The organism is Streptomyces sp. JLYT201 (assembly GCF_059448825.1).
Genome location: NZ_CM182551.1, coordinates 2,376,839 through 2,402,227, shown reverse-complemented (window position 1 = coordinate 2,402,227; position 25,389 = coordinate 2,376,839). Strand labels below are relative to the sequence as shown.

The following is a 25,389-nucleotide window of genomic DNA, read 5'->3' as shown; positions in this document are numbered from 1 at the left end:
CCGTGTGCATGGGGCCCGCACCGCTCACTGGGCGGTGCGGGCCCCGTGCTCGTACGCGCCGCTGCCGTGGAGCGGGGTGTGCCCGTACGGCCCCCCCGGGGCCCGTGCGTCGTACGAGTTGCTCAGGCGGGCCGCAGGGGCTCGTGCGGGCGGCGGTCAGAGGGCGGTCAGGATGCGCGGCCCCGCGTCCGTGATGGCCACCGTGTGCTCCGCGTGGGCGGCGCGGCTGCCGTCGTCCGTGCGCAGCGTCCAGCCGTCCGGGGCGGCGTGGAAGCCGTCCTTGCCGCCGCCGATCACCATCGGCTCGATGGCGAGCACCATGCCGTGGCGCAGGGGCATGCCGCGGCCCGGCCGCCCCTCGTTCGGCACGGAGGGGTCCTCGTGCATCTGGCGGCCGATGCCGTGGCCGCCGAAGCCGTCCGGGATGCCGTACCCCGCGGCGCGGCAGACGGTGCCGATGGCGTGGGCGATGTCCCCGATCCTGTTTCCCACCACCGCCGCGTCGATGCCCGCCTGGAGGGCGCGCTCGGCGGTCTCGATCAGGCGGACGTCCGCGGGGCGGGGCGTGCCCACGATGAAGCTGATCGCGGAGTCGCCCGCCCAGCCGCCGAGGTGCGCGCCGAAGTCGGCGGAGAGCAGGTCGCCGTCGCGCAGGCGGTAGTCGTCCGGGATGCCGTGCACGATCGCGTCGTTCACCGAGGCGCAGAGCGTGGCGGGGAAGGGGACCGGGGCGAACTCCGGGTGGTAGTGCAGGAAGGGGGACGTCGCGCCCGCGTCCTTGAGCACCTGGTGCGCCACGTCGTCCAGGTCGCGCAGGCTGACGCCGACGCTCGCCGCGGCCCGCACCGCGGCCAGGGCCCGTGCGACCACGCGCCCCGCTTCCCGCATCGCGTCGATCGATGTGTCTGTCTTGAGTTCCACCATGCCAATTACTATACCGGTATTTGAATGGGGTGCGCGTAGACTGGCGCCATGGTGCGCACTCCTCTGACCCCCGAAGAGCGCGAGCGCGGTGAGCGGCTCGGCCGACTGCTGCGGGAGGCGCGTGGCGCGCGGAGCATGGTGGAGGTCGCCGCGAGCGCCGGCATCTCCGCGGAGACGCTCCGCAAGATCGAGACGGGCCGGGCGCCGACGCCCGCGTTCTTCACGGTCGCGGCGCTCGCGGTGACCCTCGAACTGTCTATGGACGAGGTGGCGCGGGCGTGCGCCCTGGTCCCGGTGTGAGGCCCGCGGGGCGGACCCGCGCCGAGCGGCGGGCCAGGAGGGCCGCGCCGCCCCCCGCCGCGAGCGCGAGCGCCGTCAGCGCGGCGCTGACCCACAGCGGCGAGCGGTAGCCGAGCCCGGCGTCGATCGCCCTGCCCCCGGCCCAGGGCCCCACCGCCGCGCCGATGTTGAGCGCCGCCGTGGCGAAGGCCCCGCCCAGGGTGGGCGCCGCCGTCGCCGCGTACAGCGCGCGGGCGATCAGCGTGGAGCCCACCGCGAACGACAGCGTGCCCTGGACGAAGGCGAACGCCACGGTCGCCGCGGTGTGCTGGGCGGTCAGGGCGAAGGCCGCCCACCCCGCGAGCAGCGCGAGCGAACCGGCCACGAGCAGCGGCAGCGGACGGCTGTCGGCCACGCGCCCGCCGAGCGTGACCCCGGCGAAGGAGCCGAGCCCGAACAGCGCGAGAAGGCCGGGCATCCAGGCGTCCCCGACCCCGGCGACGTGCGTGGCGAGCGGTTCGAGATAGGTGAAGGCGCAGAACGTGGCGCCGTTCACGAGCGTGCCGAGCAGCAGTGTCACCAGCAGGCGCGGGGCGCGCAGGGCGGCCAGCTCCGAGCGCGCGCTCGTCGGTGCGCCGCCGGGGGAGTCCGACGGCACGGAGCGCGCCACCGCGACGACGGCGGGCAGCGTCACCAGGGCCACCGCCCAGAACGCGGCGCGCCACCCCCAGAGCTGGCCGAGCAGCGCGCCACCCGGCACGCCCGCGACGCACGCGAGGGTGGTGCCGCCGAGCAGCACCGACGTCGCCCGGCCCTTGGCGTCCGGCGCGACCAGGCCCGTCGCGGTCGCGAGCGCCACCGCGAGGAACCCGGCGTTGGCGAGCGCGCCGACGACCCGGGTGGCCAGCAGGACGCCGTAGCTCGTGGTGAGCGCGCCCACCACGTGGGCGAGGAGGAAGGCCACCAGGAAGGCGAGGAGCGTGCGGCGGCGCGACCAGCGCAGGCTCAGGACCGCCATCAGTGGCGCCCCGACGACCATTCCCACGGCGAACGCCGAGGTCAGCATGCCTGCGGCGGAAACCGACACGTCCATGTCGGCGGCGATGTCCGACACCAGGCCGGACAGCATGAACTCGGACGTGCCCTGGGCGAACACGGCGAGGGCGAGCAAATAGAGGACCAACGGCACAGCGGGACTCCAGAGCCACGTCAGCCACGGCGTGGGCACGGCGAACGGCCCACGAGGTGGTTGGGGAAAGGGGAAAGGTCCGTGACTGCGGCGCGGTGGTGGTCCCGGGGCATGGCCGCCGCGGAGCCCCGTGCGGGGCTGCTACGCGGTGTCGGCCGACTCGGCTCGGCCGACTCGACTCAGTCGGCTCGGATCAGCCGGCTCGGCTCGGATCAGGGGCGAGGCCACCGGAGCGCGCCGGTGGCCGGCGTCTGTCGGCTTCGGGACTGGACATGTGCGCAGACTAGCCACGCTTCCCGCCGCACGTCCACGTAATTAACGAGGGCTCCGGAAAACCACGTGTAGCCGTCCCGTAACGCGTCTGGTGTTATCTTCCGGACCGGCAGACCCTAGTCTCCCAGGGGACGGTGCCCGACGATGGCAGTGGGACAACTCCCGGAACGAATAAGGGAGTTCGCACGATACTTGAACGACCTCCTGGCGCGCCTCGACCAGAGCGCCGGGTGGTGCGGCGTGTTCTGGTCCCGCGACCCCGACGGCATGCGGGCCTGCCTCGACGGCACCGAGGTGCCGCCCTGGGACGTGGTGCAGGCGCTGCTGCACGACCTCGCGGCCGACGTCGGCGTGGAGGTCGCGCAGGCGGAGACCGGCCGCGCCCGGTCGCTGCACGCGGCGTCCGTGGCGGCGCACGACGACCGCCCCGGCGGCCGTGAACTCCTCAGCGACCGGCTCGACATGATGCTCCAGGAGCAGCGGTTCGCGGTCGAGCGGGAACAGGAGCTCGCCCGCGCCCTCGCCCTCGCCGCGACGCCCGACGAGGTGGACCGCATCCATCTGGACCTGGCCTGGGTGCGCGACGACCACGAGCGCGCCGCGGCGCGCTGCGGCGAGCTGCGCCGACGCATGGAGCGGCTCGACCGGGCGCGGGCGCCGCGCTGGGTGGACTTCGGCGGCGCCCCCTCGGACGGCGGGGACTTCGACGTCAGGGAGTTCCCCGCCGACCCGTCCGGCACCGCGGCCGAGCCCCGCGCCGCCGCCGACCGGGGCGGCGCGTACGACGGTCAGGGCGGCGCGTCCGACGACGGCCGCGCGCTCTCCTCCGGCTACGACGGCGACGGCCGCGCGTTCCCCTCCAACGACGACGGTGACGGCCGCGCGCTCTCCTCCGGCTACCCCTACGACGGCGACGGCCGTGCGGAGGCGTACGACCGTGACGGCCGCGCCGCCGCCTACGGCACGGACGGCCACGACACCGCCTACGGTCACCCCCAGACCCCCGAGGACCCCGGCCCGCCCCGCAGGGACGCCGAGCGCGCGCCCGGCCAGGACGTGGCCCCGCGGGTTCCCGCCCAGCCCGGCCGCTCCCGGCTCGGGGTGCGGCGGCGCCCGCGCGGCGCCCGGTTCGCGGGCCTCGACGGCGCGGGCGACGACACGGCCGGGCCGGTCGCCGCGCCGACCGCGGAGGCCGCCCCGGGCATCCCGCGCGGCGCCCGCTACGTCCAGGCCGTCGACGCGCCGCCGCGGGCGCACCCGGAGCCGTCGGCAGCCCCGGACGGCGCCGCGGCCGACGAGCGCGCCACCGTCGACGCGGTCAAGGCCCTCATCCGGCTGCGCGGCGAGGGCCGCAGCGGCGAGGCGCACGGCGTGCTCGTGGAGGCGGCCGGGTGGCCCGCCGCGCGGCTGCCGCTGTTCGCCGACGAGCTGCACCACGCGGGCCTCGCGGCCGACTGGGCGACCCTGCTGTGGGAGGCCGCCTCGCTGCCGCCCGACCGCCTCGTGGCCGTCGCCGACGCGCTCGCGGGCGCGGGCCGCGCCGACGACTGCCGCAAGCTCCTGCGCCAGGGCGTGGCCCGGCCCGCCCCGGAGATCGCCGAGTCGCTGCTCGCGCTCCTGGACGCCGGGCGCGAACGCGAGGCCCGCGCGCTCCTTGACGCGTACGTGCGCGTGCGCAGCCCCGAGGACGTCGCGGCCTGCGCGCACGCCGACGCGCAGCGGCTCGTCCCGCTGCTCCTGGAGATGGCCAAGGGGGTCTCCGACGCGCACCACTGGGACCTCGTGCACGCGCTGCGCGTCGCGGGCTTCACCACCTGAGCCCCGCCCGCGCGGCGGGCGCGGCCGTCCGTCCCGCACCCGCTCGGGTGATCGGTGGCCCATGAAACAAGATCGACTCCGCCGCGTTGAGGCGATGGTCTTGGCAAGGCCGTCCATGGGGCTTACGTTCGTCTGTCTACGCACCAAGTCTACGGGCGTAGAGGCTCTCTGACGTCCTGTCGAAGGAGCACAGCTCATGGTCAACGTCGTACGCGCCGCACTCGTCCAGGCGACCTGGACCGGCGACACCGAATCCATGATCGCCAAGCATGAGGAGCACGCCCGCGAGGCCGCCAGGCAGGGCGCCAAGGTGATCGGCTTCCAAGAGGTCTTCAACGCGCCGTACTTCTGCCAGGTCCAGGAGAAGGAGCACTACCGCTGGGCGGAGCCGGTGCCCGACGGGCCGACCACGCGCCGGATGCGGGACCTGGCCCGCGAGACCGGCATGGTGATCGTCGTGCCCGTCTTCGAGGTCGAGCAGTCCGGCTTCTACTACAACACCGCGGCCGTGATCGACGCCGACGGCAGCTACCTCGGCAAGTACCGCAAGCACCACATCCCCCAAGTCAAGGGATTCTGGGAGAAGTTCTACTTCCGCCCGGGCAACCTCGGCTGGCCGGTCTTCGACACCGCCGTCGGCCGCGTCGGCGTCTACATCTGCTACGACCGGCACTTCCCCGAGGGCTGGCGGCAGTTGGGCCTGAACGGCGCCCAGCTCGTCTACAACCCGTCGGCCACCTCGCGCGGCCTGTCCGGCTATCTGTGGCAGCTGGAGCAGCCCGCCGCCGCGGTCGCCAACGAGTACTTCGTCGCCGCGATCAACCGCGTCGGCCAGGAGGAGTACGGGGACAACGACTTCTACGGCACGAGTTACTTCGTGGACCCGCGCGGGCAGTTCGTCGGCGAGACGGCGAGCGACAAGACGGAGGAGCTCCTCGTGCGCGACCTGGACTTCGACCTGATCGACGAGGTCCGCGAGCAGTGGGCGTTCTACCGGGACCGCCGCCCGGACGCGTACGAAGGGCTGGTCAAGCCGTGAAGGACCTGCACACCCGGCACAAGGCCGTCCTGCCCGACTGGCTCGCGCTCTACTACGGCGAGCCGATCGAGCTCACCCACGGCGAGGGCCGCCACGTCTGGGACGCCCAGGGGCGGCGCTACCTGGACTTCTTCGGCGGCATCCTCACCACCATGACCGCGCACGCGCTGCCCGAGGTCACCAAGGCCGTCGCCGAGCAGGCGGGCCGCATCATCCACAGCTCGACGCTGTATCTGAACCGCCCGATGGTGGAGCTCGCCGAGCGCGTCGCCGCGCTCTCCGGCATCCCGGACGCGCGCGTGTTCTTCACGACGTCCGGCACGGAGGCGAACGACGCGGCGCTGCTGCTCGCCACCGCCCACCGCGGCTCGAACCAGATCCTGGCGATGCGCAACAGCTACCACGGCCGCTCCTTCTCGGCCGTCGGCATCACCGGCAACCGCTCCTGGTCGCCCACCAGCCTCTCCCCGCTCCAGACGCTCTACGTCCACGGCGGCGTGCGCACCCGCGGCCCCTACGCGGCCCTGAGCGACGCCGAGTTCACCGAGGCGTGCGTGGCGGACCTCAGGGACATGCTCGGCCAGACCCGCGGCGTCGCCGCGCTGATCGCCGAGCCGATCCAGGGCGTCGGCGGCTTCACCTCGCCGCCCGACGGCCTGTACGGGGCCTTCCGCGAGGTGCTGGAGGAACACGGCGCCCTGTGGATCGCCGACGAGGTGCAGACCGGCTGGGGCCGCACCGGCGACCACTTCTGGGGCTGGCAGGCGCACGCCCGCTCGGGCCCGCCGGACCTGCTCACCTTCGCCAAGGGCATCGGCAACGGCATGTCGATCGGCGGCGTCGTCGGCCGCGCCGAGGTCATGAACTGCCTGGACGCCAACTCCATCTCCACCTTCGGCGGCTCCCCGGTGACGATGGCCGCGGGCCTGGCCAACCTCACGTACCTGCTCGAACACGACCTCCAGGGCAACGCGCGCCGGGTCGGCGGGCTGCTCATCGAGCGCCTGCGGGCGATCTGCGCCCAGCTGCCCTGCGTCCGCGAGGTGCGCGGCCGCGGCCTGATGATCGGCGTCGAGCTGGTCAGGCCCGGTACCGACGAGGCCCACCCGGAAGCGGCCACCGCCGTCCTCGAAGCGGCCCGCGAGGGCGGTCTCCTCATCGGCAAGGGCGGTGGCCACAACACCAGCGTGCTGCGGATCGCGCCACCGCTGACCCTCACCGTCGCCGAGGCGGAAGAGGGCGCGGCGATCCTCGAACGGGCCCTTCAGGAGGTCTAGTTCGCACCCGCGCCCGCCCGCCGCCGACGCCCGTCACCCCCGTACGAAAGGGAGCGCACCACCATGAGCACCCGCACCCTGATCCGCGGCGGCCTCGTCGTCACCGCCGCCGAGGAACTCCACGCCGACGTGCTCGTCGAGGACGGCCGGATCGCCGCGCTCGCCGCCCGCGGCACCGAGGCCGCGGCGGCCTGGACCGCGGACCGCGTCATCGACGCGAGCGAGAAGTACGTCATCCCGGGCGGCGTGGACGCCCACACGCACATGGAACTCCCCTTCGGCGGCACCTTCGCGTCGGACTCCTTCGAGACCGGCACCCGCGCCGCCGCCTGGGGCGGCACTACCACCATCGTGGACTTCGCCGTGCAGAGCATGGGCCGGTCCCTGCGCTCGGGCCTGGACGCCTGGTACGCGAAGGCCGACGGCAAGTGCGCGATCGACTACGCCTTCCACATGATCCTCTCCGACGTCAACGAGCGGACCCTGAAGGAGATGGACCTCCTCGTGGAGGAGGGCATCACGTCCTTCAAGCTGTTCATGGCCTACCCGGGGGTCTTCTACAGCGACGACGGACAGATCCTGCGCGCCATGCAGCGCTCCGCGGCCAACGGCGGCCTGATCATGATGCACGCCGAGAACGGCATCGCCATCGACGTCCTGGTCGAACAGGCCCTCCAGCGCGGCGAGACCGACCCCCGCTACCACGGCGAGGTCAGGAAGGTCCTCCTGGAGGCCGAGGCGACGCACCGCGCGATCCAGCTCGCCCGGGTCGCGGGCGCCCCCCTGTACGTCGTGCACGTCTCCGCCGAGGAAGCCGTCGCCGAGCTCGTGACCGCCCGCGACAAGGGCCTGCCCGTCTTCGGCGAGACCTGCCCGCAGTATCTGTTCCTGTCCACCGACAACCTCGCCGAGCCCGGCTTCGAAGGCGCCAAGTACGTGTGCTCGACGCCGCTGCGGCCGCGCGAGCACCAGGCCGCGCTCTGGCGCGGCCTGCGCACCAACGACCTCCAGGTGGTGTCCACCGACCACTGTCCCTTCTGCTTCACCGGCCAGAAGGAGCTGGGCCGCGGCGACTTCTCGAAGATCCCGAACGGCCTGCCGGGCGTCGAGAACCGCATGGACCTGCTCCACCAGGCCGTCGTCGACGGGCACATCAGCCGCCGCCGCTGGATCGAGATCGCCTGCGCCACGCCCGCGCGCATGTTCGGCCTCTATCCGAAGAAGGGCACCATCGCGCCCGGCGCGGACGCCGACGTCGTCGTCTACGACCCGGCCGCCACCCAGGTGCTCTCCGCCGAGACCCACCACATGAACGTCGACTACTCGGCGTACGAGGGGAAGCGGATCACCGGCCGCGTCGAGACGGTCCTGTCGCGCGGCGAACCGGTCATCGACCAGCGCACGTTCACCGGGCGCGCCGGGCACGGCGTCTACACGCCCCGCGCGACCTGTCAGTACCTGAACTAGGAGGCACCCCGTGGATTTCGGACTCGTCCTGCAGACCGACCCGCCCGCGTCCGAGGTCGTCGGCCTGATGCGGCGCGCCGAACAGAACGGCTTCGGCTACGGCTGGACCTTCGACTCGGCCGTCCTGTGGCAGGAACCCTTCGTGATCTACAGCCAGATCCTGGAGCACACCCAGGAGCTGATCGTCGGCCCCATGGTCACCAACCCGGGCACCCGCACCCCGGAAGTCACCGCCTCCACCTTCGCGACGCTCAACGACATGTTCGGCAACCGCACCGTGTGCGGCATCGGCCGCGGTGACTCCGCGATGCGCGTCGCGGGCCGCAAGCCCCACACGCTCGCCCGGCTCGGCGAGGCGATCGAGGTGATCCGCGACCTCGCCGAGGGCCGCGAGGCCGACGTCGGCGGGCAGGCCCTGCGCATCCCGTGGATCAAGAACGGCAAGCTCCCCGTGTGGATGGCCGCGTACGGCCCGAAGGCGCTCGCGCTCACCGGCGAGAAGGCCGACGGGTTCATCCTCCAGCTCGCCGACCCCTATCTGACCGAGTGGATGGTCAAGGCCGTACGGGACGCGGCCGCGGCCGCCGGACGCGACCCTTCGGCCGTCAAGATCTGCGTGGCCGCGCCCGCGTACGTCAGCGCCGACGTGGCGCACGCGCGCGAGCAGTGCCGCTGGTTCGGCGGCATGGTCGGCAACCACGTCGCCGACCTCGTCGCCAAGTACGGCGAGCACTCCGCGAACGTTCCCGAGGCCCTCACCGCGTACATCAAGGAACGCGAGGGCTACGACTACAGCCACCACGGGCGGGCCGGGAACCCCGACACCACCTTCGTGCCCGACGAGATCGTCGACCGCTTCTGCCTGATCGGGCCCGCCGCCGCGCACATCGAGAAGCTGCGCGCCCTCAAGGACCTCGGCGTCGACCAGTTCGCCCTGTACGCCATGCACGACGCCCGCGAGGAGGTCATCGACGCCTATGGCGCGGAGGTCATCCCGGCCCTGACCTGACCCCGCCACGAGCCGCCGTGCGCACGGCGCCGGGCGTGGCATGATCCCGCCATGAGCCGCATATCCCCGGGGCGCGCCGCCGCGCTCGGTGCCGTCGCCGTCGCCCTGCTCGCCTCCGGCTGCGGGCGCCAGGACGGGAGCGGCGGGGACGACGGGCGGGGCGGCGGCCCCGGGGCAGGCGTGCCCTCGCACCCGGTGACCGCCGACTCGCTCGATCCCGATGCCCCGCGCCATGGGGCGGGACCGGCGGAGCGGCCTGCGCAGCCCTCGCGCGACTGCACCGGCAAGACCGGCACCCTGCTCGAACCGGGCCCCGTCGACAGCGCGATGGGCCTGCGGGCCATGACGGTGTGGCTCACCCACTGCGGCACCGGCACCTACCGCCTCGACGGCTACCCGACGCTCCAGGTCCTCGCCGCGGACGGCACCGCCTTCGACGTCCACAGCCTGCGGGGCGCGCAGGCCATCACCACCGGCGTGGAAGACCCCGGGCCGCACCCCGTGACACTGCGGCACGGCGAGTCGGCGACCGCGGGGGTGGTGTGGCGCAACACCTACGCCAACACCACCGAGGACCCCGTCAACGGCGCCCGCCTCCAGGTGCTGCCGGTCCCCGGCAGGCCCGCGCAGACCATCGCCCCGGACGGCGGCATCGACCTCGGCAGCACGGGCCGCATCGGCACGACGGCCTGGCGGAAGGCGGCGGCAGCCGAGTCCGGCGCGGGGCGGCCTACGGGACCCGCGCCGTCCACTCCGGCGAGCTGAACTTCGTCCGCGCGAGCTCCTGCGCGCGGGCCAGCTCCCCTTCGGTGACCTTGCCCGCCGTCAGGCCGTACCGCCCGCGGAAGGAGTCGACCATCCGCTCGATGACGGCCTCACGCGGCAGGCCGGTCTGGCGGCGCAGCGGGTCCACGCGCTTCTTGGCGCTCTTCGTGCCCTTGTCGGAGAGCTTCTCGCGGCCGATGCGCAGGACGTCGAGCATCTTGTCGGCGTCGATGTCGTAGGCCATGGTCACGTGGTGCAGGACCGCCCCCGGGCCGCCCTCGGGGCCGACCATCCGCTTCTGCGCGGCGCCCGCGATCTTCCCGGCGTCCGTGGCGATGTCGTTCAGCGGCTGGTACCAGGCCTTGACGCCCATGTCGCCGAGCGCGCCGAGCACCCAGTCGTCGAGGTAGGCGTAGCTGTCCTGGAACGACAGGCCCTGCACGAGGGCGTCGGGGACGGACAGCGAGTACGTGATGGTGTTGCCCGGCTCCACGAACATCGCGCCGCCGCCGGAGATCCGCCGCACCACGTCGATGCCGTGCCGGGCCGCACCCTCGGGGTCCACCTCGTTGCGCAGCGACTGGAAGCTGCCGATGATCACCGAGGGCGCGCCCCACTCCCACACCCGCAGCGTCGGCGGCCGGCGCCCGGCGGCGACCTCCTCCGTGATGACCTGGTCGAGCGCCATGTGCAGCGCGGGCTGCTGCGGCCCCTCGTGGACGAGCTGCCAGTCGTAGTCCGTCCAGTCCGTGGCATGCGCGAGCGCCCGCCGCACGGCGATCGCGACGCCCTCCGCCGTCAGCCCGTACATGACGGTCCCCGCGGGCACCGCCGCCTCCACCCGCGCGGCGAGCCCGCCGGCGTCCGTGTCCCCCGGAGCCCCCTCCAACGCGGCGTCGATGGCGAGGATCGCCTCATCGGGCTCAAGAAAGAAGTCCCCGGCCACGCGCACGTTCCGGAGGAGTCCGTCCTCGACGTCGAGGTCGACGACCACCAGCTTGCCGCCCGGGACCTTGTATTCGCCGTGCACCGCACACCTTCCCTGCCCCTGGGGCATCCAGCACCAGCCCGTCGTCGGGCTCCGCTCAACGGTAACCGGGGCGAGCCCTCGGTCACCGCGTGGCGGTCAGGTCCCATACGCCGACGTCGTCGGAGAAGCCGCTGTCCATGGCGAACTGGACCTTCTCGGGCCGTGCCGTGCGGGGCAGCTCGAAGGTGACGTACCCCAGCGCGGTGTCTCCGGACGAGAGGGTGACGGAGCCCGGGAAGGACGGTCCGGCGGTGGTCTCGGCGACCCAGCTCGCGTCGAACCGCTGCCCGTCCGTGTCGATGAGCTGCGCGCCGTTGGAGGGGCTGTCCTTGTACGGCCCGTCGCCCGTGTTCTCGAGCCGGAACCGGACGGCGACGAAGCGGTTGCCGGGATCGGGACCGAGGTACGCGTTCGCGCCGGTCGCGGGATCGACCACCTTCAGCGCGGTGACGTCGAGCCGCTCGCCGCTCTGGATTCCGCTGAGCGAGAGCGTGGTGCCGAGGGCTGCGGCCGACGGAGCGGCGAAGGGCCGCTGCACGGGCGCGACCGCGGACGCCGCCGCGACCGGTGGTGCCGCCGAGGCCTCGACCGCGACCGCGCTGCCCGGGACGAGAAACGCGAGTGCGGCCAGTAGTGGGAGAGTTACGGTACGCATGGCCTCCTCCTGGGGTCACGATCCCCCCACGAGCGATCTCTCCTGTCCACGATCCTCCCTTTCGTGGCGATTACCCAGCCCCGGCCCGTGGCGGTCCCCGGGCATCCGGGTTTCAGGGCCTGGTGCCAGGCGGACGGGGCGGCGCTAGCCTGCCGGGCATGTTCACGTCGCGGCCTACTCTTCAGGGCACTTTCGGCATGGTGTCCTCCACGCACTGGCTCGCCTCGCAGTCCGCGATGGCTGTTCTGGAGGACGGGGGGAACGCGTATGACGCGGCTGTGGCCGCGGGGTTCGTGCTGCATGTCGTCGAGCCGCATCTGAACGGGCCCGCGGGGGAGGTGCCGATCATCCTGGCGCCCGCGGGCGGGCCCGTGCGGGTGCTGTGCGGGCAGGGCGTCGCGCCCGCCGGGGCGACCGTCGCGCACTACCGGGACGAGCTGGGCCTGGACCTGGTGCCCGGCACCGGGCCGCTGGCCGCGGCCGTGCCCGGTGCCTTCGACGCGTGGATGCTGCTCCTGCGCGACCACGGCACGAAGCGCCTCGGAGAGGTCCTGACGTACGCCATCGGGTACGCGGAGGACGGGCATCCGCCCGTGGAGGGCGTCGGCCGGACCGTCGAGGCGGTGCGGCGGCTGTTCGAGACGGAGTGGCACTCCTCGGCGGAGGTGTACCTGCCGGGCGGCACCGCGCCCACCCCGGGCGAGCTGTTCCGCAACCCCCGCCTCGCCGCCACCTGGCGGCGCCTGGTCGCCGAGGCCGAGGCGGCGGGCGGCACCGACCGCGTCGCGCAGATCGAGGCCGCCCGCGAGGTGTGGCGCTCCGGCTTCGTCGCCGAGGCCCTGGTGCGCCAGGCCGCGCGCCCCACCCTGGACACCAGCGGCAAGCGGCACCCGGGCACCCTCACGGCCACTGACCTGGCCGGGTGGTCGGCGACGTACGAGGACCCCGTGACGTACGACTGGCGGGGCTGGACGCTGTGCAAGGCGGGCCCGTGGAGCCAGGGCCCGGCCTTCCTCCAGCAGCTCGCCCTGCTGCCCGACGAGCTGCCCGCGTACGGCTCGGCCGACTACGTGCACCTGCTCGTCGAGGGCTGCAAGCTCGCCATGGCGGACCGCGAGGCCTGGTACGGCGACGCCGCCGACGTCCCCCTGGACGCGCTGCTCTCCGCCGCCTACAACGCCGAGCGCCGGGCCCTGATCGGGGCGAAGGCCTCCCGCGAGCTGCGGCCCGGGCACCCGGGCGGGCGGGAGGCGAAACTGGCCTCCCGCGCGCGGGAGGCCGCCTCCGGCGCGTCCCCGTACGACCCGCAGGGCATCCTGGCGGGCACCGGCGCCGCCGCGGGCGCCGGGGAGCCCACCGTCGCCCGGGACGGCGCGACGCGGGGCGACACCTGCCACCTGGACGTCGTCGACCGCTGGGGCAACATGGTCGCGGCCACGCCGTCCGGCGGCTGGCTCCAGGCCAACCCCGTCGTGCCCGAACTCGGCTTCCCGCTCGGCACCCGGCTCCAGATGGCCTGGCTGGAGGAGGGCCTGGCCAACTCGCTCACCCCGGGCCGCCGCCCCCGCACCACCCTGACGCCCTCCCTCGCGCTCAGGGACGGCGTACCGGTCCTGGCCTTCGGCACGCCCGGCGGCGACCAGCAGGACCAGTGGCAGCTGCACTTCTTCCTGGCCGTCGCCCTGCGCGCGACCGTGCGCGGCGGCCTCGACCTCCAGGGCGCCATCGACGCCCCGAACTGGCACAACGACTCCTTCCCCGGCTCCTTCTACCCGCGCGGGATGCGCCCCGGCAGCGTCACCGTGGAGTCCCGCACGGACCCGGCCGTCGTCGAGGAGCTGCGCCTGCGGGGGCACGACGTGACCGTGGGGGAGTCGTGGTCGGAGGGGCGGCTGTGCGCGGTGGCGCGGGACCCGCGCACCGGGGTGCTCTCGGCGGCCGCGAACCCCCGGGGGATGCAGGGGTACGCCGTGGGGCGGTGAGGCCGGATCCCGCCGGGGCCGCCGCCGGTCCGCCGTCGACCGGGATGCGGGTCGGCGTCGGGCGATTTCATCCTGATTCCACCCTTTGTTCACCCCCTCCGCACGGGATGTCAGTGGCGCGTGCTCTCATGGAGGCATGATCGAAACGCAGGAAATCAAGGAAAGCATCGACGACTTTCTCGCACGTCAGGCCGCCGACGTGGAGCGCGTGATCCGCGACGCCGCCGCCGCGGAGATCACTCCGCGGTTCCGGCAGCTCGCCGAGGACGAGGTGGTCCAGAAGAGCGGCCCGCACGACCTGGTGACCGTCGCCGACCGCCTGGCGGAGGAGTTCCTCACCCGCGAGCTCACGGCGCTCCTGCCCGGCTCCGTCGTCGTCGGCGAGGAGGCGGTGCACGCCGACCCGTCGACGTACGAGGCGATAGCCGAGGGCGCCCCGGTGTGGATCGTCGATCCCGTCGACGGGACACGCCAGTTCGTCCGCGGCGACGCCGGCTTCTGCACCCTGGTCGCCCTCGCCCTGGACGGCGTGGTCCTGGCCTCCTGGACGTACGCCCCGGCGCTCGACCAGTGCGCGGTGGCCGTCCGCGGCAGGGGCGCGACGCTGAACGGCGCGCCGCTGCGCGCCGGGACCCCCGAGCCCGGCCGCCCCCTCACCGTCGCCACCTCCCACCCGGACTTCACCACCGACGACCAGAAGCACGCCCTGCTCGGCGTGTTCACCGACGGCTTCGCGGCCCGCCCGTGCGGCTCCGCGGGCCTGGAGTACCTGGCGGTGGCGCGCGGCGAGCTCGACGCCGTCGCGTTCACCTGGGAGCTGGCCTGGGACCACGCGGCGGGCCTGCTCCTGGTCGAGGAGGCGGGCGGCGCCCACCTCACCCGCGAGGGCGTGCCCTTCGCCATCACCGGGGGCAACGCGCTGCCGTTCACGGCCGCCCGGGACGCGGCCACGGCCCGCCGGGTCGCGGACGCGCTGGCGGCCGGGGCCTGACCGCCCCGCCCTGCCGCGAGGGCCCGCGGCCGGGGTCCCGCCGGTCCTCCGGCATATCCTGTGCGGCACTGGCCACCGGCTGACGAAGGAGTCCGAAGGTGCCGTCGATGCTCGATGCCGTCGTCGTGGGAGCGGGTCCGAACGGTCTGACCGCCGCCGTTGAGCTGGCCCGCCGAGGCTGCTCGGTGGCCGTCTTCGAGGCCAGGGGCACCGTCGGCGGCGGCGCCCGCACCGAGGAGCTCACCCTGCCGGGCTTCCGGCACGACCCCTGCTCGGCCGCGCACCCCCTGGGCATCAACTCCCCGGCGTTCCGCGCCCTGCCCCTGGAGCGGTACGGCCTGCGGTGGCTGCACGCACCGCTGCCCATGGCCCACCCGTTCCCCGACGGCAGCGCCGCCGTGCTCGCGCGCTCCGTCGCCGAGACGGCGGCCTCCTTCGGCCCCCGCGACGCCGGCACCTACCGGCGCCTGGTCGAGCCCTTCCTGCCGCACTGGGACACCCTGGTGCGGGACTTCATGTCCCTGCCCCTGACCGCCCTGCCGCGCGACCCCGTGCTGCTCGCCCGGTTCGGGCTCCAGGGGCTCCCGCCGTCGACGTGGCTGCTCCGGCGGTTCCGGGACGACCGGGCGCGCGCGCTGTTCGCCGGGCTCGTCGCCCACGTCATCGCGCCCCTCAACGGCTTCGCGACGACCGCCGTCGGCATGGTCTTCGCCCTCGCCGCCCACGCGCGCGGCTGGCCCGTCGCCCGCGGCGGCTCCCAAGCCATCTCCGACGCGCTCGCCGCCCACCTCAAGGACCTCGGCGGCGGCGTCCACACCGACTACGAGGTCAAGCGCCTCGACGACCTGCCGCCCGCGCGCGCCTACGTCTTCGACACCTCACCCACCGCGCTCGCCCGCATCGCCGGACTCGGCCGCTACTACGACGCGTACCGGTACGGCGCCGGTGTCTTCAAGATCGACTACGCGCTCGACGGCCCCGTGCCCTGGACCGCCGAAGCGCCGCGCCGGGCAGGCACCGTGCAGCTCGGGGCCACGAGCCAGGAGATCGGCACCGCGCTGCGGGCCGCCTCGCGCGAGGGCCGGGCCCCCGACACGCCGTTCCTCATCACCGTCCAGCCCGGCGTCGCCGACCCCACCCGCGCCCCCGAGGGCAAGGAGGTCTTCTGGGCGTACGGGCACGTGCCCAACGGCTGGCAGGGCGACCTCACCGACGCCGTCGAGCGGCAGCTGGAGCGCTTCGCGCCCGGCTTCCGCGACCGCGTCCTGGCCCGCGCCACCGCGGGCCCGCCCCAACTCGCCACGCGCAACGCCAACTACGTGGGCGGCGACATCGCCTGCGGCGCCGCCAGCGGGCTGCAACTCCTGCTCAGGCCCCGGCTCACCGCGTTCCCGTACCGCACCCGGCACCCGGCCGTGTTCCTCTGCTCGTCCGCGACACCCCCGGGACCCGGCGTGCACGGCATGTCCGGGCACAACGCCGCGAAGGCCGTCTGGAAGCGGCTCCGACACCAGGACGCGACCTCATGACCGCCCGCGTCACACTCGTCCAGGGCGACATCACCGAGCAGCACGCCGACGCCGTCGTGAACGCGGCGAACTCCTCGCTCCTCGGCGGAGGCGGCGTCGACGGCGCCATCCACCGCCGGGGCGGCCCCGAGATCCTCGCCGCCTGCCGCCGCCTGCGCGCCGCCCACTACGGCAAGGGCCTCGCGACCGGCGAGGCGGTGGCCACGACGGCGGGGAAGCTGGCCGCCGCGCACGTCATCCACACCGTCGGACCCGTCTGGTCGGCGACCGAGGACCGCTCCGCGCTGCTCGCCTCCTGCTACCGCGCGTCCCTGCGGACCGCGGCCGGACTCGGCGCCCGCACGGTGGCCTTCCCGGCGATCTCGACGGGCGCGTACCGCTGGCCGCTGGCGGATGCCGCCCGCATCGCCGTCCACGCGGTGCGCGAGGCCCTGGCCGCACACCCGGAGGTGAGCGAGGTGCGGTTCGTCCTCTTCGACGCGGCGGCGTACCGGGCCTTCGAGGAAGCGCTGGCCGCCGAAGGCTGATGTCGGATTCCCGCCAGCCCCGGGGGCGGCGATCGCCGATCCTTGAGCCATGCCCACCGTGACGCCCAGCGCATCCGAGCCGCGTACGCCCGCCGAGCCGCGCCCGGCACCGCAGACGCGGGACACCCCGGCGACAGCCGCGCCCACGGGGATGCACGGGGACTTCGACCGCTGCGTGCGGGCCGTGCAGTCCAAGGACGACCGGTTCGACGGATGGTTCTTCACCGCCGTCCTGACCACCCGGATCTACTGCCGCCCCAGCTGCCCCGTCGTGCCGCCCAAGCCCGAGAACATGACGTTCTACCCGAGCGCCGCCGCCTGCCAGCAGGCCGGGTTCCGCGCCTGCAAGCGGTGCCGCCCCGACAGCAGCCCGGGCTCACCCGAGTGGAACCAGCGCGCCGACCTCGTCGCCCGCGCCATGCGCCTCATCGGCGACGGCGTCGTCGACCGCGACGGCGTGCCCGGCCTCGCCGCACGTCTCGGCTACAGCACCCGCCAGGTCGAGCGCCAGCTCCTGGCCGAGCTCGGCGCCGGGCCCCTCGCGCTCGCCCGCGCCCAGCGCGCCCAGACCGCGCGGCTGCTCATCGAGACGACCACGCTGCCCATGGCGCAGATCGCCTTCGCCGCGGGCTTCTCCTCCATCCGCACGTTCAACGACACCGTCCGCGAGGTCTTCGCGCTCGCCCCGGGCGAGCTGCGCACCCGCGCCGCCCGCCGGGGCCGCGGCCCCGGCGGGCAGGTGCCCGCCGCCCACGGCACGCTCTCGCTGCGGCTGCCGTTCCGGTCCCCGCTCAACCCCGACAACCTCTTCGGCCACCTCATCGCGACCGCCGTACCCGGCGTCGAGGAGTGGCACGAGGGCGCGTACCGCCGCACCCTGCGCCTGCCGTACGGGCACGGCGTCGTCGCGCTCACCCCGCACCCCGACCACATCGGCTGCCGCCTCACCCTCACCGACCCGCGCGACCTGACCCTCGCCATCAGCCGCTGCCGCAGGCTCCTCGACCTGGACGCCGACCCCGTCGCCGTGGACGGCCAGCTGCGCGCCGACCCGCTGCTCGCGCCCCTCGTCGACAAGGCGCCGGGGCGGCGCGTGCCGCGCACCGTGGACGAGGCCGAGTTCGCGGTCCGCGCGGTGCTCGGCCAGCAGGTGTCCACGGCCGCCGCCCGCACCCACGCCGCGCGCCTGGTCACCGCGCACGGCGAGCCGGTCGAGGACCCCGAGGGCGGCCTCACCCACCTGTTCCCGGCCCCCGCCGCGCTCGCCGCGCTCGACCCCGACTCCCTCGCGCTGCCCCGCAGCCGCCGCGCCACCCTCATGACCCTCGTACGCCACCTCGCCGACGGCACGCTCCGGCTCGGCGTGGAGAACGACTGGGAGCGGGCCCGCGCCCAGCTCGCCGCGCTGCCGGGCTTCGGCCCCTGGACCACCGAGGTCATCGCGATGCGGGCGCTCGGCGACCCCGACGCCTTCCTGCCGTCCGACCTCGGCGTCCGCCGCGCCGCCCAGTGCCTCGGGCTGCCGTACACGCCCGCCGCGCTCACCGCCCGCGCGGCGGCCTGGCGCCCCTGGCGGGCGTACGCCGTCCAGTACCTGTGGGCGACGGACGACCACGCCATCAACCACATCCCCGTGCCCTGAAGCCCTTCGCGCCCTGCCGAGACCTCTGAGACCGCCAAGACCCCTGAGACCCCTGAGACCCCTGAGACCTGGGATTGACCGCCATGCACCGTACGCACACCGTCATCGACAGCCCCTACGGGCCGCTCACCCTCGTCGCCACCGACGGCACCCTCAGCGGCCTGTACATGACCGAGCAGCGCCACCGTCCCGCCGAGGAGACCTTCGGTGACCGCGACCCCGACGGCTTCGACGCGGCGACCGAGCAGCTCACGGCCTACTTCGCGGGCGAGCTGACCCGGTTCGACCTGCCGCTGCGCCTGGACGGCACGCCGTTCCAGCAGTCCGTCTGGCAGCAGCTCCTGAAGATCCCGTACGGGCAGACCCGTACCTACGGGGAGCTCGCCGACGCCCTGGGCAAGCCCGCCGCGTCCCGCGCCGTCGGCCTGGCCAACGGCAAGAACCCCATCGGCGTCATCGTGCCGTGCCACCGCGTCATCGGCGCGGGCGGCGGCCTGACCGGCTACGGCGGCGGCCTCGACCGCAAGCGGCGGCTCCTGGAGCTGGAGAGCGGGACCGCCCTGTTCTGAACCGCGGCCTCCGGTGCCTCAGTCCGCACCGGCCCCCGCGTCGGCGAGCTCCGCGATCACCTCGGCGTGGCAGGGCTCCGGCACGCACCAGCAGCCGAGGCGGCGCCCCCGCAGCTCGGGCAGCAGCGCGAGCAGGTCCGGGCGGCTGAGCAGATGGTCGCGGTACATGGCCACGACCTCCTCCCGCGTCCCGTCCTTGCCGGGCCTGAAGGGGCTGGCGAGCGGAGAGCCCTTCAGGTGCCAGCCGCCCCGGTGCATGGCCCGGCCCACGTAGACGACGTCGGCGTAGTCAGGGTCCTCCCGGTGCCCCTTGAGGTTGACGACGGTCGTGCGGCTCATGACGCGGCTCCCTCCGGGCGCGGTGCCGCGAAGACCGCGCAGGTCGTCGTGGCGTGGGCGTGCAGCTTGCCGTCGGCGGAGCCGACGACGCGGGCCTCGGCCGTGGCCGTGGTCCTGCCGACGTGCAGGGCCCTCGCGTCACAGCGCAGGCGCGGCGAATCCGCGAACACCGGGCGGACGAAGTTCACGCTGAGCTGGGTCGTGGTGTAGGCCCGGCCCGGCGGCAACAGGGTCGCGACGGCACAGCCCAGGGCGGAGTCGAGCAGCGTGGCCAGGACGCCCCCGTGCACCGTCCCCATGGGGTTCAGGAGGTGCTCGCCCGGGTCGATCTCGAACACCGCCGTGCCCTCGCCGTAGCCGACCAGGTGGTAGTCGAGGGTCGAGCCCAGGGGCGGCTCCGGCAGCTCCCCGGCGAGGATCTTCCGCAGCAGCTCCGGACCGCTCACGTCCCCCGCCTCGGCCCAGGGCACCGGCGGCTCCCAGGTGTGCGTGCGGACGCGTGGCCCGCGCGGCTCCGGCTGCGCTGTCATCGGCATGCTCCGTCCTCGGGCCCGGCACGCACCGTTCGGCTCGCGCCGCTTCTCCCACGGCTCGCGCCGCTTCTCCTACGACTCTCGCTGGCTTCGCCGACGGCCGCGCGCCGAGAGCCGGTGCCCGCGCGGGCCGGTGCGGCCCAGCCGACCCGGTGCGGCCCAGCCAGCCCGGTGCGGCTCAGCCGACCCGGCGCCCGTCCTCCAGCTCCGCCGCGCCGCCGCCCGCCGCCAGCACGTCCAGCGCGACCCGCAGCCGGCGCGCGAGCGGCACCGAGAGGTACGACTCCAGGTCCCCGGGTGCCACCAGGCGCCAGGACAGCAGCTCCTCCTCCTGGATCCGGATGGCCGCGAACCGCTCGTCGGGGAGCACCCCGCCGTCGTACAGGAACGCCACCAGCGGCGGCCGTTCGTCCGTGCCCGGCACCCAGTCGACCACGAGGAGGCCGCCGAGCTCGATGTCCAGGCCGACCTCCTCGGCGGTCTCGCGGCGTGCGCCCTGCCGGGGCGTCTCGCCGTCGGCCGACTCGACCCCGCCGTCCGGAAGCGCCCACTTCTCGCGGTAGTTGGGCTCGACGAGCAGCACGCGGCCCGCCGGGTCGCGGATGACGGCGGCGGCTCCGGCGAGGACACGCGGCAGGCCGGCGATGTAGGCGGCGTAATCGAGAGTCGTCACGGAGGGAAGGGTAGCCTCGCGCGGCGGGCCCCCGAGGGGCCTCGCACCCGGCCCCGGCGCGGCCTCACTCGTCCGACCTGCCCCGGGACCTGGCGATCCGGCGGAGCCTGGGGTGGCGGTCGGTCGACTGCGAGGTCAGGGCGTCGCCGACCATGGCCCGCACCGCGTCCCGCAGGCCGTGCAGCGCGGTGTGCCGGGCGGGCCCCGCCCCCGGGTCCACCCTCAGCTCCTTCAGGAGCGCCCAGCACAGCGCCAGCATGACGACGACGAACGGCAGGGCCACCAGGATCGTCGCGCTCTGCAGGGACTTGAGGCCGCCCGCGACGAGCAGCACGGCGGCCACCGCCGACATCAGCGCGCCCCAGGTGACGACGAGCCAGGTGGGCGGGTGCAGCGAGCCGCGGCTGCTGAGCGAGCCCATCACGAGCGAGGCGGAGTCGGCGCTGGTGATGAAGTACGTCATGACGAGGACCATCGCCACCCACGAGGTGACCGTGGTCAGCGGCAGCCCGTCCAGCATGGCGAACAGGGACGCCTCGGCGCCCTCCTTGGCCTTGGCCGCCATGTCCACCGCCCCGGTCGTGTCGAGCCGGATGCCGGTGCCGCCCATCACGCAGAACCACACGACGGTCGCCCCGCTCGGCACGAGCAGCACGCCGATGAGGAACTCCCGGATCGTCCGGCCGTGGGAGATGCGCGCGATGAACGTGCCGACGAACGGCGCCCACGACAGCCACCACGCCCAGTAGAAGATCGTCCAGGCGCCGAGCCAGGTGCTGTCGGTGAAGGCGCCGGTGCGCGTGGCCATCGGCAGGAGCTGGTGCAGGAAGCCGCCGACGCTCGCCGGGATCGCGTCCAGGATGAACACCGTCGGGCCGAGCACGAAGACGAACAGCATCAGGAGGGCGGCGAGCCCGAGGTTGAGCGTGCTGAGCCACTTCACGCCGCGGTGCACCCCGGAGAAGGCGGACAGCACGAAGGCCGCGCCGAGCGAGGCGATGATGATCAGCTGGAGGGTGGTGCTGTCCTCGGCGCCCGCGGTCAGATGCAGCCCCGTGGAGACCTGGAGCGCGCCCACGCCGAGGCTCGTGGCGGTGCCGAAGACGGTCGCGAAGACGGCGAGCAGATCGATGATCCGGCCGGGCCAGCCCGCCGCCCGCGCCTCGCCGATCAGCGGTACGAAGACCGAACTGAGCCGGTTCCCGCGGCCCTTGCGGAAGCCCGCGTACGCGAGCGCGAGGCCCGCGATGCCGTAGATCGCCCACGGCGTCAGGGTCCAGTGGAAGAAGGAGTACTCGAACGCGACGCGGGCGGCGCCCCCGGTGCGCGCCTCGACGCCGGAGGCGGGCGGCGGATCGAGGTAGTGCGTGAGCGGCTCCCCGACGCCGTAGAACATCAGGCCGATGCCCATGCCCGCGCTGAACATCATCGCGATCCAGGCGAGACTCGTGAACTCCGGCTCGGAGTCGTCGGCGCCGAGCCGGATCCGGCCGAAGCGGCCGAACGCGAGCAGCACGCACAGGACCAGGAAGACATCGGCCGCGATCACGAAGAGCCAGGCGAAGTTGTCCAGGACCCAGGAGAGGGCGGAGCCGGTCGTGTTCTCGAAGGACGTCTTGCCGATGGCCGCCCAGGCGACGACGCCGAGGACGACGAGGGCGCCGATGCCGACGACGCTGAAGTCGGGAGAGCTGTCGGGGGCGGAGCCGGGCGGAGAGGGCGGGTCCGGCGGGCCGCCGGGGGTCCCGTCGGGGAGCGGCTGATCGATCACTTCCGTGCTCATGACGCCCCACTATGGAGCGGTACACACCGCTTTTTCCGGCTGACGCGCCGTCCTTGCGCCCAGCTGACCATGGGCAGGGGGCCCTTCCTGCGGTTATGGTCGCAGCGGCGCGACTGCCTTGCCGCGGGCAAGGCCGGAAGCAAGGGGAACGCAAGGTGGCGGACGCAGGGACGACAGCTCACGACGGGGGCCGTGAGACGGGGCGCGGTCACGACCGCGGACATGTGCTGATCGCCGCGGACAAGTTCAAGGGGTCGCTCACGGCCGTCGAGGTCGCGCAGCGCGTGACGGCGGGCCTGCGCCGCGTCGTGCCCGACCTGTCGGTGCGCGCCCTGCCCGTGGCGGACGGGGGCGACGGCACGGTCGACGCGGCCGTCGCGGCCGGGTTCGAGCGCCGCGAGGCCCGGGTCACCGGGCCGCTCGGCGACGAGGTCACGGCGGCGTACGCGCTGCGCGACGGCACGGCGGTCGTGGAGATGGCCGAGGCGTCGGGCCTGCAGCGACTGCCCGAGGGCGTCTTCGCGCCGCTCACCGCGTCGACGTACGGCACGGGCGAGCTGATCCGCGCCGCCCTGGACGCGGGCGCGCGCACCCTCGTCTTCGGGGTCGGCGGCAGCGCCACCACGGACGGCGGCGCGGGCATGCTGGCCGCGCTCGGCGGCCGGTTCCTGGACGCGGCCGGGCAGCCGGTCGCCCCGGGCGGCGGGCCGCTGCGCGACCTGGAGAGCGCCGATCTGTCCGGGCTCGACCCGCGTCTGAAGGACACCGAGATCGTCCTCGCCAGCGACGTCGACAATCCGCTGACGGGCCCCAAGGGCGCCCCCGCGGTGTACGGCCCGCAGAAGGGGGCGTCCCCCGAGGACGTGGCGGCGCTCGACGCCGCGCTCGCGCACTTCGCACGGGTGCTCGCCCGGTCCGCGGGGCCGGGCCCCGGGCCGCGGGCCCTGGAGCTCGCCGAGGCGCCGGGCGCGGGGGCCGCGGGCGGCATCGGCTTCGGTGCCCTCGTCGGGCTCGGCGCGTCCTTCCGGCCCGGCATCGAGGTCATGCTGGACGTCCTGGGCTTCGCGCCCGCCCTGGCCGGGGCGCAGCTCGTCATCACCGGCGAGGGCTCCCTCGACGAGCAGACCCTCCACGGCAAGGCGCCCGCCGGGGTCGCCGCCGCGGCCCGCGCGGCCGGGGTCGAGGTCATCGCCGTCTGCGGGCGCCTGGCCCTGCCGCCGACCTCCCTCGGCACGGCGGGCATCCGCCGCGCGTACGCCCTGACGGACATCGAGCCGGACGTCGCCCGCTGCGTGGCCGAGGCGGGCCCGCTCCTGGAGCGCCTGGCGGAGGGCATCGCCCGGGACTATCTGCGCTGACCGTCCCGGAGCCCCGGCGTCCCGGCCGGGCCCGTGCGTGCGGGCAGCGAAAAGCCGGGTGGGCCCGAACCACGAGGTTCAGGCCCACCCGGCTCGGGTCGGTCGCGGGAGGCTACGGCAGCTGTGCCGCTCGGGCCTCGCGCCGGTTGTCCCGGAAGTTGTTCACCCGGCGAGCCGTGGCGAAGAGCGGGATCACGGCCCCGAGCACCAGCTGGAGCGCGCAGCCCGTCTGGAGCAGCAGCTGCCCGCCCGGCGCGTCGAAGGCCCACGCCGCGAGCAGCCCCATCGCGGAGACGATCCACGCCAGCATGGCCACCGCCAGGGGACCGCGCGGCTTCGGGTACTCGACGCGGCTGACCATCAGCCACGCCGTACCGATGATCGCGAGGAGCGTGGCCACGAAGGGCAGCTCCAGGAGCACGATCGAGACGACCGTCAGCGCCCCGAAGGGCGAGGGCATCCCCTGGAACACTCCGTCACGGAGCGTCACACACGAGAATCTCGCAAGCCGCAGCACCACCGCCAGGAGCACCACGATCGCGCCCACCGCCGCGACCCGCTGGTGCGCGTCGTCGGCGACCATCCCGTACACGAGCACGAAGTACGCGGGCGCGAGCCCGAAGCTGATCAGGTCCGAGAGGTTGTCCAGCTCCGCGCCCATCGGCGAGGACCGCAGCTTGCGCGCGACGAGGCCGTCGAACAGGTCGAAGACCGCGGCGCAGAGCATCAGGATCACGGCCGTGGCCGCGCTGTGCCGGGCCATGCCCGACTCGTCACTGCCCGTGAGGTGCGGGATGAGGATGCCGGTGGTCGTGAAGTAGACCGCCATGAACCCGCACGTGGCGTTGCCGAGCGTGAGGGTGTCCGCTATTGACAGGCGCAGCGACAGCGGCATGTCCTCGTCGGCGTCGTCCACCGCGTCGACGGCCTCGGGCACCCAGCCGCCCGTCTGCGCCTCTGGATCAGTCACGGTCAATGCGAGTCACCCCAGCCACGGTCTTCTGACCGACCTCGACATCCACCTCGACGCCCTCGGGCAGATAGATGTCGACGCGCGAGCCGAAGCGGATCAGCCCGATCCGCTCACCCTGCTCCACCTTCGTGCCCTGCGGCACGTACGGCACGATGCGCCGGGCCACCGCGCCCGCGATCTGGATCATCTCGATGTCGCCGAGCTCGGTGTCGAAGTGCCAGACAACGCGCTCGTTGTTCTCGCTCTCCTTGTTGAACGCCGGGACGAAACCGCCGGGGATGTGCTCGACGGACGTCACCGTGCCGGCCAGGGGCGCGCGGTTGACGTGCACGTTGAGCGGGCTCATGAAGATCGCGACGCGGGTGCGCCCGTCCTTCCACGGCATGATGCTCTGCACGACGCCGTCGGCCGGGGAGATCACCCTGCCCTGGGTGATCTCGCGCTCGGGGTCGCGGAAGAACCACAGCATGCCCGCGGCGAGTGCGGTGGTCGGTACGGCGAGGGCCGCGGCGCCCTTGGACCGGCGGGACCGGGCCAGGCTGAGTGCCGCGGTGGCGACGGTCGGCAGGAGCCACGGCGATGCTCCGCGCGCGAGGCGTACACCAGCCAGGCTGTCGCGAGGTGCAGAGGTTTGGCTGTGGGGCATGGATGACCTTCGTAGCGGATGATGCCGCACTGCATACGGGGGGACGGCGGCTTTCCCGGGATCGTATCGGTTGCGAGCCACAACTGGGCAAGCCAGGAAGCCGAGTCGGCCGCCCGCGC

The 25,389-nt window shown here is 74.2% G+C and carries 24 protein-coding genes; 14 read left to right on the top strand and 10 right to left on the bottom strand.

Annotated features, from left to right (window positions below):
* Positions 1–156: 156 nt before the first annotated feature.
* A complete protein-coding gene (gene map, locus AC5WAM_RS09415) occupies positions 157–924 on the bottom strand; it encodes a type I methionyl aminopeptidase (protein WP_495522280.1) in 768 nt (255 codons plus the stop codon).
* 48 nt (positions 925–972) lie between these two features.
* Here map and AC5WAM_RS09410 point away from each other — a divergent pair, with 48 nt between their 5' ends.
* Complete coding sequence (locus AC5WAM_RS09410; RefSeq protein WP_366793184.1) at positions 973–1,224, top strand: helix-turn-helix domain-containing protein; 252 nt, start codon at positions 973–975, stop codon at positions 1,222–1,224.
* Here the strand turns inward: AC5WAM_RS09410 and AC5WAM_RS09405 are convergent.
* A complete protein-coding gene (locus AC5WAM_RS09405; protein ID WP_495522279.1) occupies positions 1,181–2,392 on the bottom strand; it encodes a Cmx/CmrA family chloramphenicol efflux MFS transporter in 1,212 nt (403 codons plus the stop codon). The genes AC5WAM_RS09410 and AC5WAM_RS09405 overlap by 44 nt on opposite strands.
* A 465-nt stretch (positions 2,393–2,857) precedes the next feature.
* Here AC5WAM_RS09405 and AC5WAM_RS09400 point away from each other — a divergent pair, with 465 nt between their 5' ends.
* The 6 genes from AC5WAM_RS09400 (at position 2,858) to AC5WAM_RS09375 (ending at position 10,040) form a co-directional block, all read left to right on the top strand.
* The gene (locus AC5WAM_RS09400; RefSeq protein ID WP_495522278.1) at positions 2,858–4,483 is read left to right on the top strand and encodes a hypothetical protein; all 1,626 of its coding nucleotides are present in this window, start codon (positions 2,858–2,860) and stop codon (positions 4,481–4,483) included.
* A 196-nt stretch (positions 4,484–4,679) separates the two neighbouring features.
* Positions 4,680–5,522: a nitrilase-related carbon-nitrogen hydrolase gene (locus AC5WAM_RS09395; protein WP_172386227.1), complete on the top strand. Its 843-nt coding sequence runs from the start codon at positions 4,680–4,682 to the stop codon at positions 5,520–5,522.
* Positions 5,519–6,799, top strand: a complete 1,281-nt coding sequence (locus AC5WAM_RS09390; protein WP_495522277.1) for an aspartate aminotransferase family protein — start codon at positions 5,519–5,521, stop codon at positions 6,797–6,799. The genes AC5WAM_RS09395 and AC5WAM_RS09390 overlap by 4 nt, the downstream gene beginning before the upstream one ends.
* Before the next feature lie 63 nt (positions 6,800–6,862).
* Positions 6,863–8,266, top strand: a complete 1,404-nt coding sequence (gene hydA, locus AC5WAM_RS09385) for a dihydropyrimidinase (protein WP_495522276.1) — start codon at positions 6,863–6,865, stop codon at positions 8,264–8,266.
* A 10-nt stretch (positions 8,267–8,276) separates the two neighbouring features.
* Positions 8,277–9,275 (top strand): TIGR03842 family LLM class F420-dependent oxidoreductase, encoded by a 999-nt coding sequence (locus tag AC5WAM_RS09380; protein ID WP_495522275.1) that lies wholly within the window; start codon positions 8,277–8,279, stop codon positions 9,273–9,275.
* A 51-nt stretch (positions 9,276–9,326) separates the two neighbouring features.
* A complete protein-coding gene (locus tag AC5WAM_RS09375; RefSeq protein WP_495522274.1) occupies positions 9,327–10,040 on the top strand; it encodes a DUF4232 domain-containing protein in 714 nt (237 codons plus the stop codon).
* On the opposite strand, the gene lplAB is transcribed toward AC5WAM_RS09375, so the two are convergent.
* Together lplAB and AC5WAM_RS09365 are read right to left on the bottom strand one after the other, a co-directional pair.
* Positions 10,006–11,070 (bottom strand): lipoate-protein ligase LplAB, encoded by a 1,065-nt coding sequence (gene lplAB / locus AC5WAM_RS09370; protein ID WP_366793176.1) that lies wholly within the window; start codon positions 11,068–11,070, stop codon positions 10,006–10,008. The genes AC5WAM_RS09375 and lplAB overlap by 35 nt on opposite strands.
* An 82-nt stretch (positions 11,071–11,152) precedes the next feature.
* Positions 11,153–11,725, bottom strand: coding sequence for a DUF4352 domain-containing protein (locus AC5WAM_RS09365; protein ID WP_495522273.1), 573 nt, complete (start codon positions 11,723–11,725; stop codon positions 11,153–11,155).
* Positions 11,726–11,883: 158 nt separating this feature from the next.
* Here AC5WAM_RS09365 and AC5WAM_RS09360 point away from each other — a divergent pair, with 158 nt between their 5' ends.
* From AC5WAM_RS09360 to AC5WAM_RS09335, 6 genes are all read left to right on the top strand, one after another.
* A complete protein-coding gene (locus AC5WAM_RS09360) occupies positions 11,884–13,707 on the top strand; it encodes a gamma-glutamyltransferase family protein (protein WP_495522272.1) in 1,824 nt (607 codons plus the stop codon).
* A gap of 136 nt (positions 13,708–13,843) precedes the next feature.
* Positions 13,844–14,698 (top strand): inositol monophosphatase family protein, encoded by an 855-nt coding sequence (locus AC5WAM_RS09355; protein WP_366793171.1) that lies wholly within the window; start codon positions 13,844–13,846, stop codon positions 14,696–14,698.
* A 107-nt stretch (positions 14,699–14,805) separates the two neighbouring features.
* Positions 14,806–16,227, top strand: a complete 1,422-nt coding sequence (locus tag AC5WAM_RS09350; RefSeq protein ID WP_366793169.1) for a phytoene desaturase family protein — start codon at positions 14,806–14,808, stop codon at positions 16,225–16,227.
* Positions 16,224–16,754, top strand: coding sequence for an O-acetyl-ADP-ribose deacetylase (locus AC5WAM_RS09345; RefSeq protein WP_366793168.1), 531 nt, complete (start codon positions 16,224–16,226; stop codon positions 16,752–16,754). The genes AC5WAM_RS09350 and AC5WAM_RS09345 overlap by 4 nt, the downstream gene beginning before the upstream one ends.
* 151 nt (positions 16,755–16,905) lie before the next feature.
* On the top strand, positions 16,906–18,396 hold the full coding sequence (locus AC5WAM_RS09340) for a DNA-3-methyladenine glycosylase 2 family protein (protein WP_495523545.1): 1,491 nt from the start codon (positions 16,906–16,908) through the stop codon (positions 18,394–18,396).
* A gap of 83 nt (positions 18,397–18,479) precedes the next feature.
* Positions 18,480–18,965 carry a methylated-DNA--[protein]-cysteine S-methyltransferase gene (locus AC5WAM_RS09335; protein WP_242725900.1) on the top strand — a complete coding sequence of 162 codons (486 nt, stop codon included), beginning with the start codon at positions 18,480–18,482 and terminating at the stop codon, positions 18,963–18,965.
* An 18-nt stretch (positions 18,966–18,983) separates the two neighbouring features.
* On the opposite strand, the gene AC5WAM_RS09330 is transcribed toward AC5WAM_RS09335, so the two are convergent.
* The 4 genes from AC5WAM_RS09330 to AC5WAM_RS09315 all read right to left on the bottom strand — a co-directional run bounded on the left by AC5WAM_RS09330 (position 18,984) and on the right by AC5WAM_RS09315 (position 22,293).
* Entirely contained in the window at positions 18,984–19,304 is a 321-nt protein-coding gene (locus AC5WAM_RS09330; protein WP_366793167.1) for a DUF4326 domain-containing protein, read from the bottom strand.
* A complete protein-coding gene (locus AC5WAM_RS09325) occupies positions 19,301–19,834 on the bottom strand; it encodes a PaaI family thioesterase (protein ID WP_495522271.1) in 534 nt (177 codons plus the stop codon). The genes AC5WAM_RS09330 and AC5WAM_RS09325 overlap by 4 nt, the downstream gene beginning before the upstream one ends.
* Before the next feature lie 181 nt (positions 19,835–20,015).
* Entirely contained in the window at positions 20,016–20,510 is a 495-nt protein-coding gene (locus AC5WAM_RS09320; protein ID WP_495522270.1) for an NUDIX domain-containing protein, read from the bottom strand.
* 64 nt (positions 20,511–20,574) lie between these two features.
* Complete coding sequence (locus AC5WAM_RS09315) at positions 20,575–22,293, bottom strand: BCCT family transporter (RefSeq protein WP_495522269.1); 1,719 nt, start codon at positions 22,291–22,293, stop codon at positions 20,575–20,577.
* 224 nt (positions 22,294–22,517) lie between these two features.
* Here AC5WAM_RS09315 and AC5WAM_RS09310 point away from each other — a divergent pair, with 224 nt between their 5' ends.
* The gene (locus tag AC5WAM_RS09310; protein WP_495523544.1) at positions 22,518–23,651 is read left to right on the top strand and encodes a glycerate kinase; all 1,134 of its coding nucleotides are present in this window, start codon (positions 22,518–22,520) and stop codon (positions 23,649–23,651) included.
* 112 nt (positions 23,652–23,763) lie between these two features.
* Here AC5WAM_RS09310 and pssA read toward each other — a convergent pair whose 3' ends face one another.
* Positions 23,764–24,627 (bottom strand): CDP-diacylglycerol--serine O-phosphatidyltransferase, encoded by an 864-nt coding sequence (gene pssA / locus AC5WAM_RS09305; RefSeq protein WP_138962568.1) that lies wholly within the window; start codon positions 24,625–24,627, stop codon positions 23,764–23,766.
* Positions 24,614–25,270, bottom strand: coding sequence for a phosphatidylserine decarboxylase (locus tag AC5WAM_RS09300; RefSeq protein ID WP_138962569.1), 657 nt, complete (start codon positions 25,268–25,270; stop codon positions 24,614–24,616). Before AC5WAM_RS09300 ends, pssA begins: the two co-directional genes overlap by 14 nt.
* Positions 25,271–25,389: the final 119 nt, after the last annotated feature.

Coding starts and splice junctions, on each gene's coding strand:
- AC5WAM_RS09315 (WP_495522269.1), bottom strand. CDS start 22,293: ATGAGCACGGAAGTGATCGATCAGCCGCTCCCCGACGGGACCCCCGGC.
- AC5WAM_RS09330 (WP_366793167.1), bottom strand. CDS start 19,304: ATGAGCCGCACGACCGTCGTCAACCTCAAGGGGCACCGGGAGGACCCT.
- AC5WAM_RS09395 (WP_172386227.1), top strand. CDS start 4,680: ATGGTCAACGTCGTACGCGCCGCACTCGTCCAGGCGACCTGGACCGGC.
- AC5WAM_RS09375 (WP_495522274.1), top strand. CDS start 9,327: ATGAGCCGCATATCCCCGGGGCGCGCCGCCGCGCTCGGTGCCGTCGCC.
- AC5WAM_RS09340 (WP_495523545.1), top strand. CDS start 16,906: ATGCACGGGGACTTCGACCGCTGCGTGCGGGCCGTGCAGTCCAAGGAC.
- AC5WAM_RS09410 (WP_366793184.1), top strand. CDS start 973: ATGGTGCGCACTCCTCTGACCCCCGAAGAGCGCGAGCGCGGTGAGCGG.
- AC5WAM_RS09350 (WP_366793169.1), top strand. CDS start 14,806: ATGCTCGATGCCGTCGTCGTGGGAGCGGGTCCGAACGGTCTGACCGCC.
- AC5WAM_RS09365 (WP_495522273.1), bottom strand. CDS start 11,725: ATGCGTACCGTAACTCTCCCACTACTGGCCGCACTCGCGTTTCTCGTC.
- AC5WAM_RS09300 (WP_138962569.1), bottom strand. CDS start 25,270: ATGCCCCACAGCCAAACCTCTGCACCTCGCGACAGCCTGGCTGGTGTA.
- AC5WAM_RS09360 (WP_495522272.1), top strand. CDS start 11,884: ATGTTCACGTCGCGGCCTACTCTTCAGGGCACTTTCGGCATGGTGTCC.
- AC5WAM_RS09335 (WP_242725900.1), top strand. CDS start 18,480: ATGCACCGTACGCACACCGTCATCGACAGCCCCTACGGGCCGCTCACC.
- hydA (WP_495522276.1), top strand. CDS start 6,863: ATGAGCACCCGCACCCTGATCCGCGGCGGCCTCGTCGTCACCGCCGCC.
- map (WP_495522280.1), bottom strand. CDS start 924: ATGGTGGAACTCAAGACAGACACATCGATCGACGCGATGCGGGAAGCG.
- AC5WAM_RS09355 (WP_366793171.1), top strand. CDS start 13,844: ATGATCGAAACGCAGGAAATCAAGGAAAGCATCGACGACTTTCTCGCA.
- AC5WAM_RS09325 (WP_495522271.1), bottom strand. CDS start 19,834: ATGACAGCGCAGCCGGAGCCGCGCGGGCCACGCGTCCGCACGCACACC.
- AC5WAM_RS09345 (WP_366793168.1), top strand. CDS start 16,224: ATGACCGCCCGCGTCACACTCGTCCAGGGCGACATCACCGAGCAGCAC.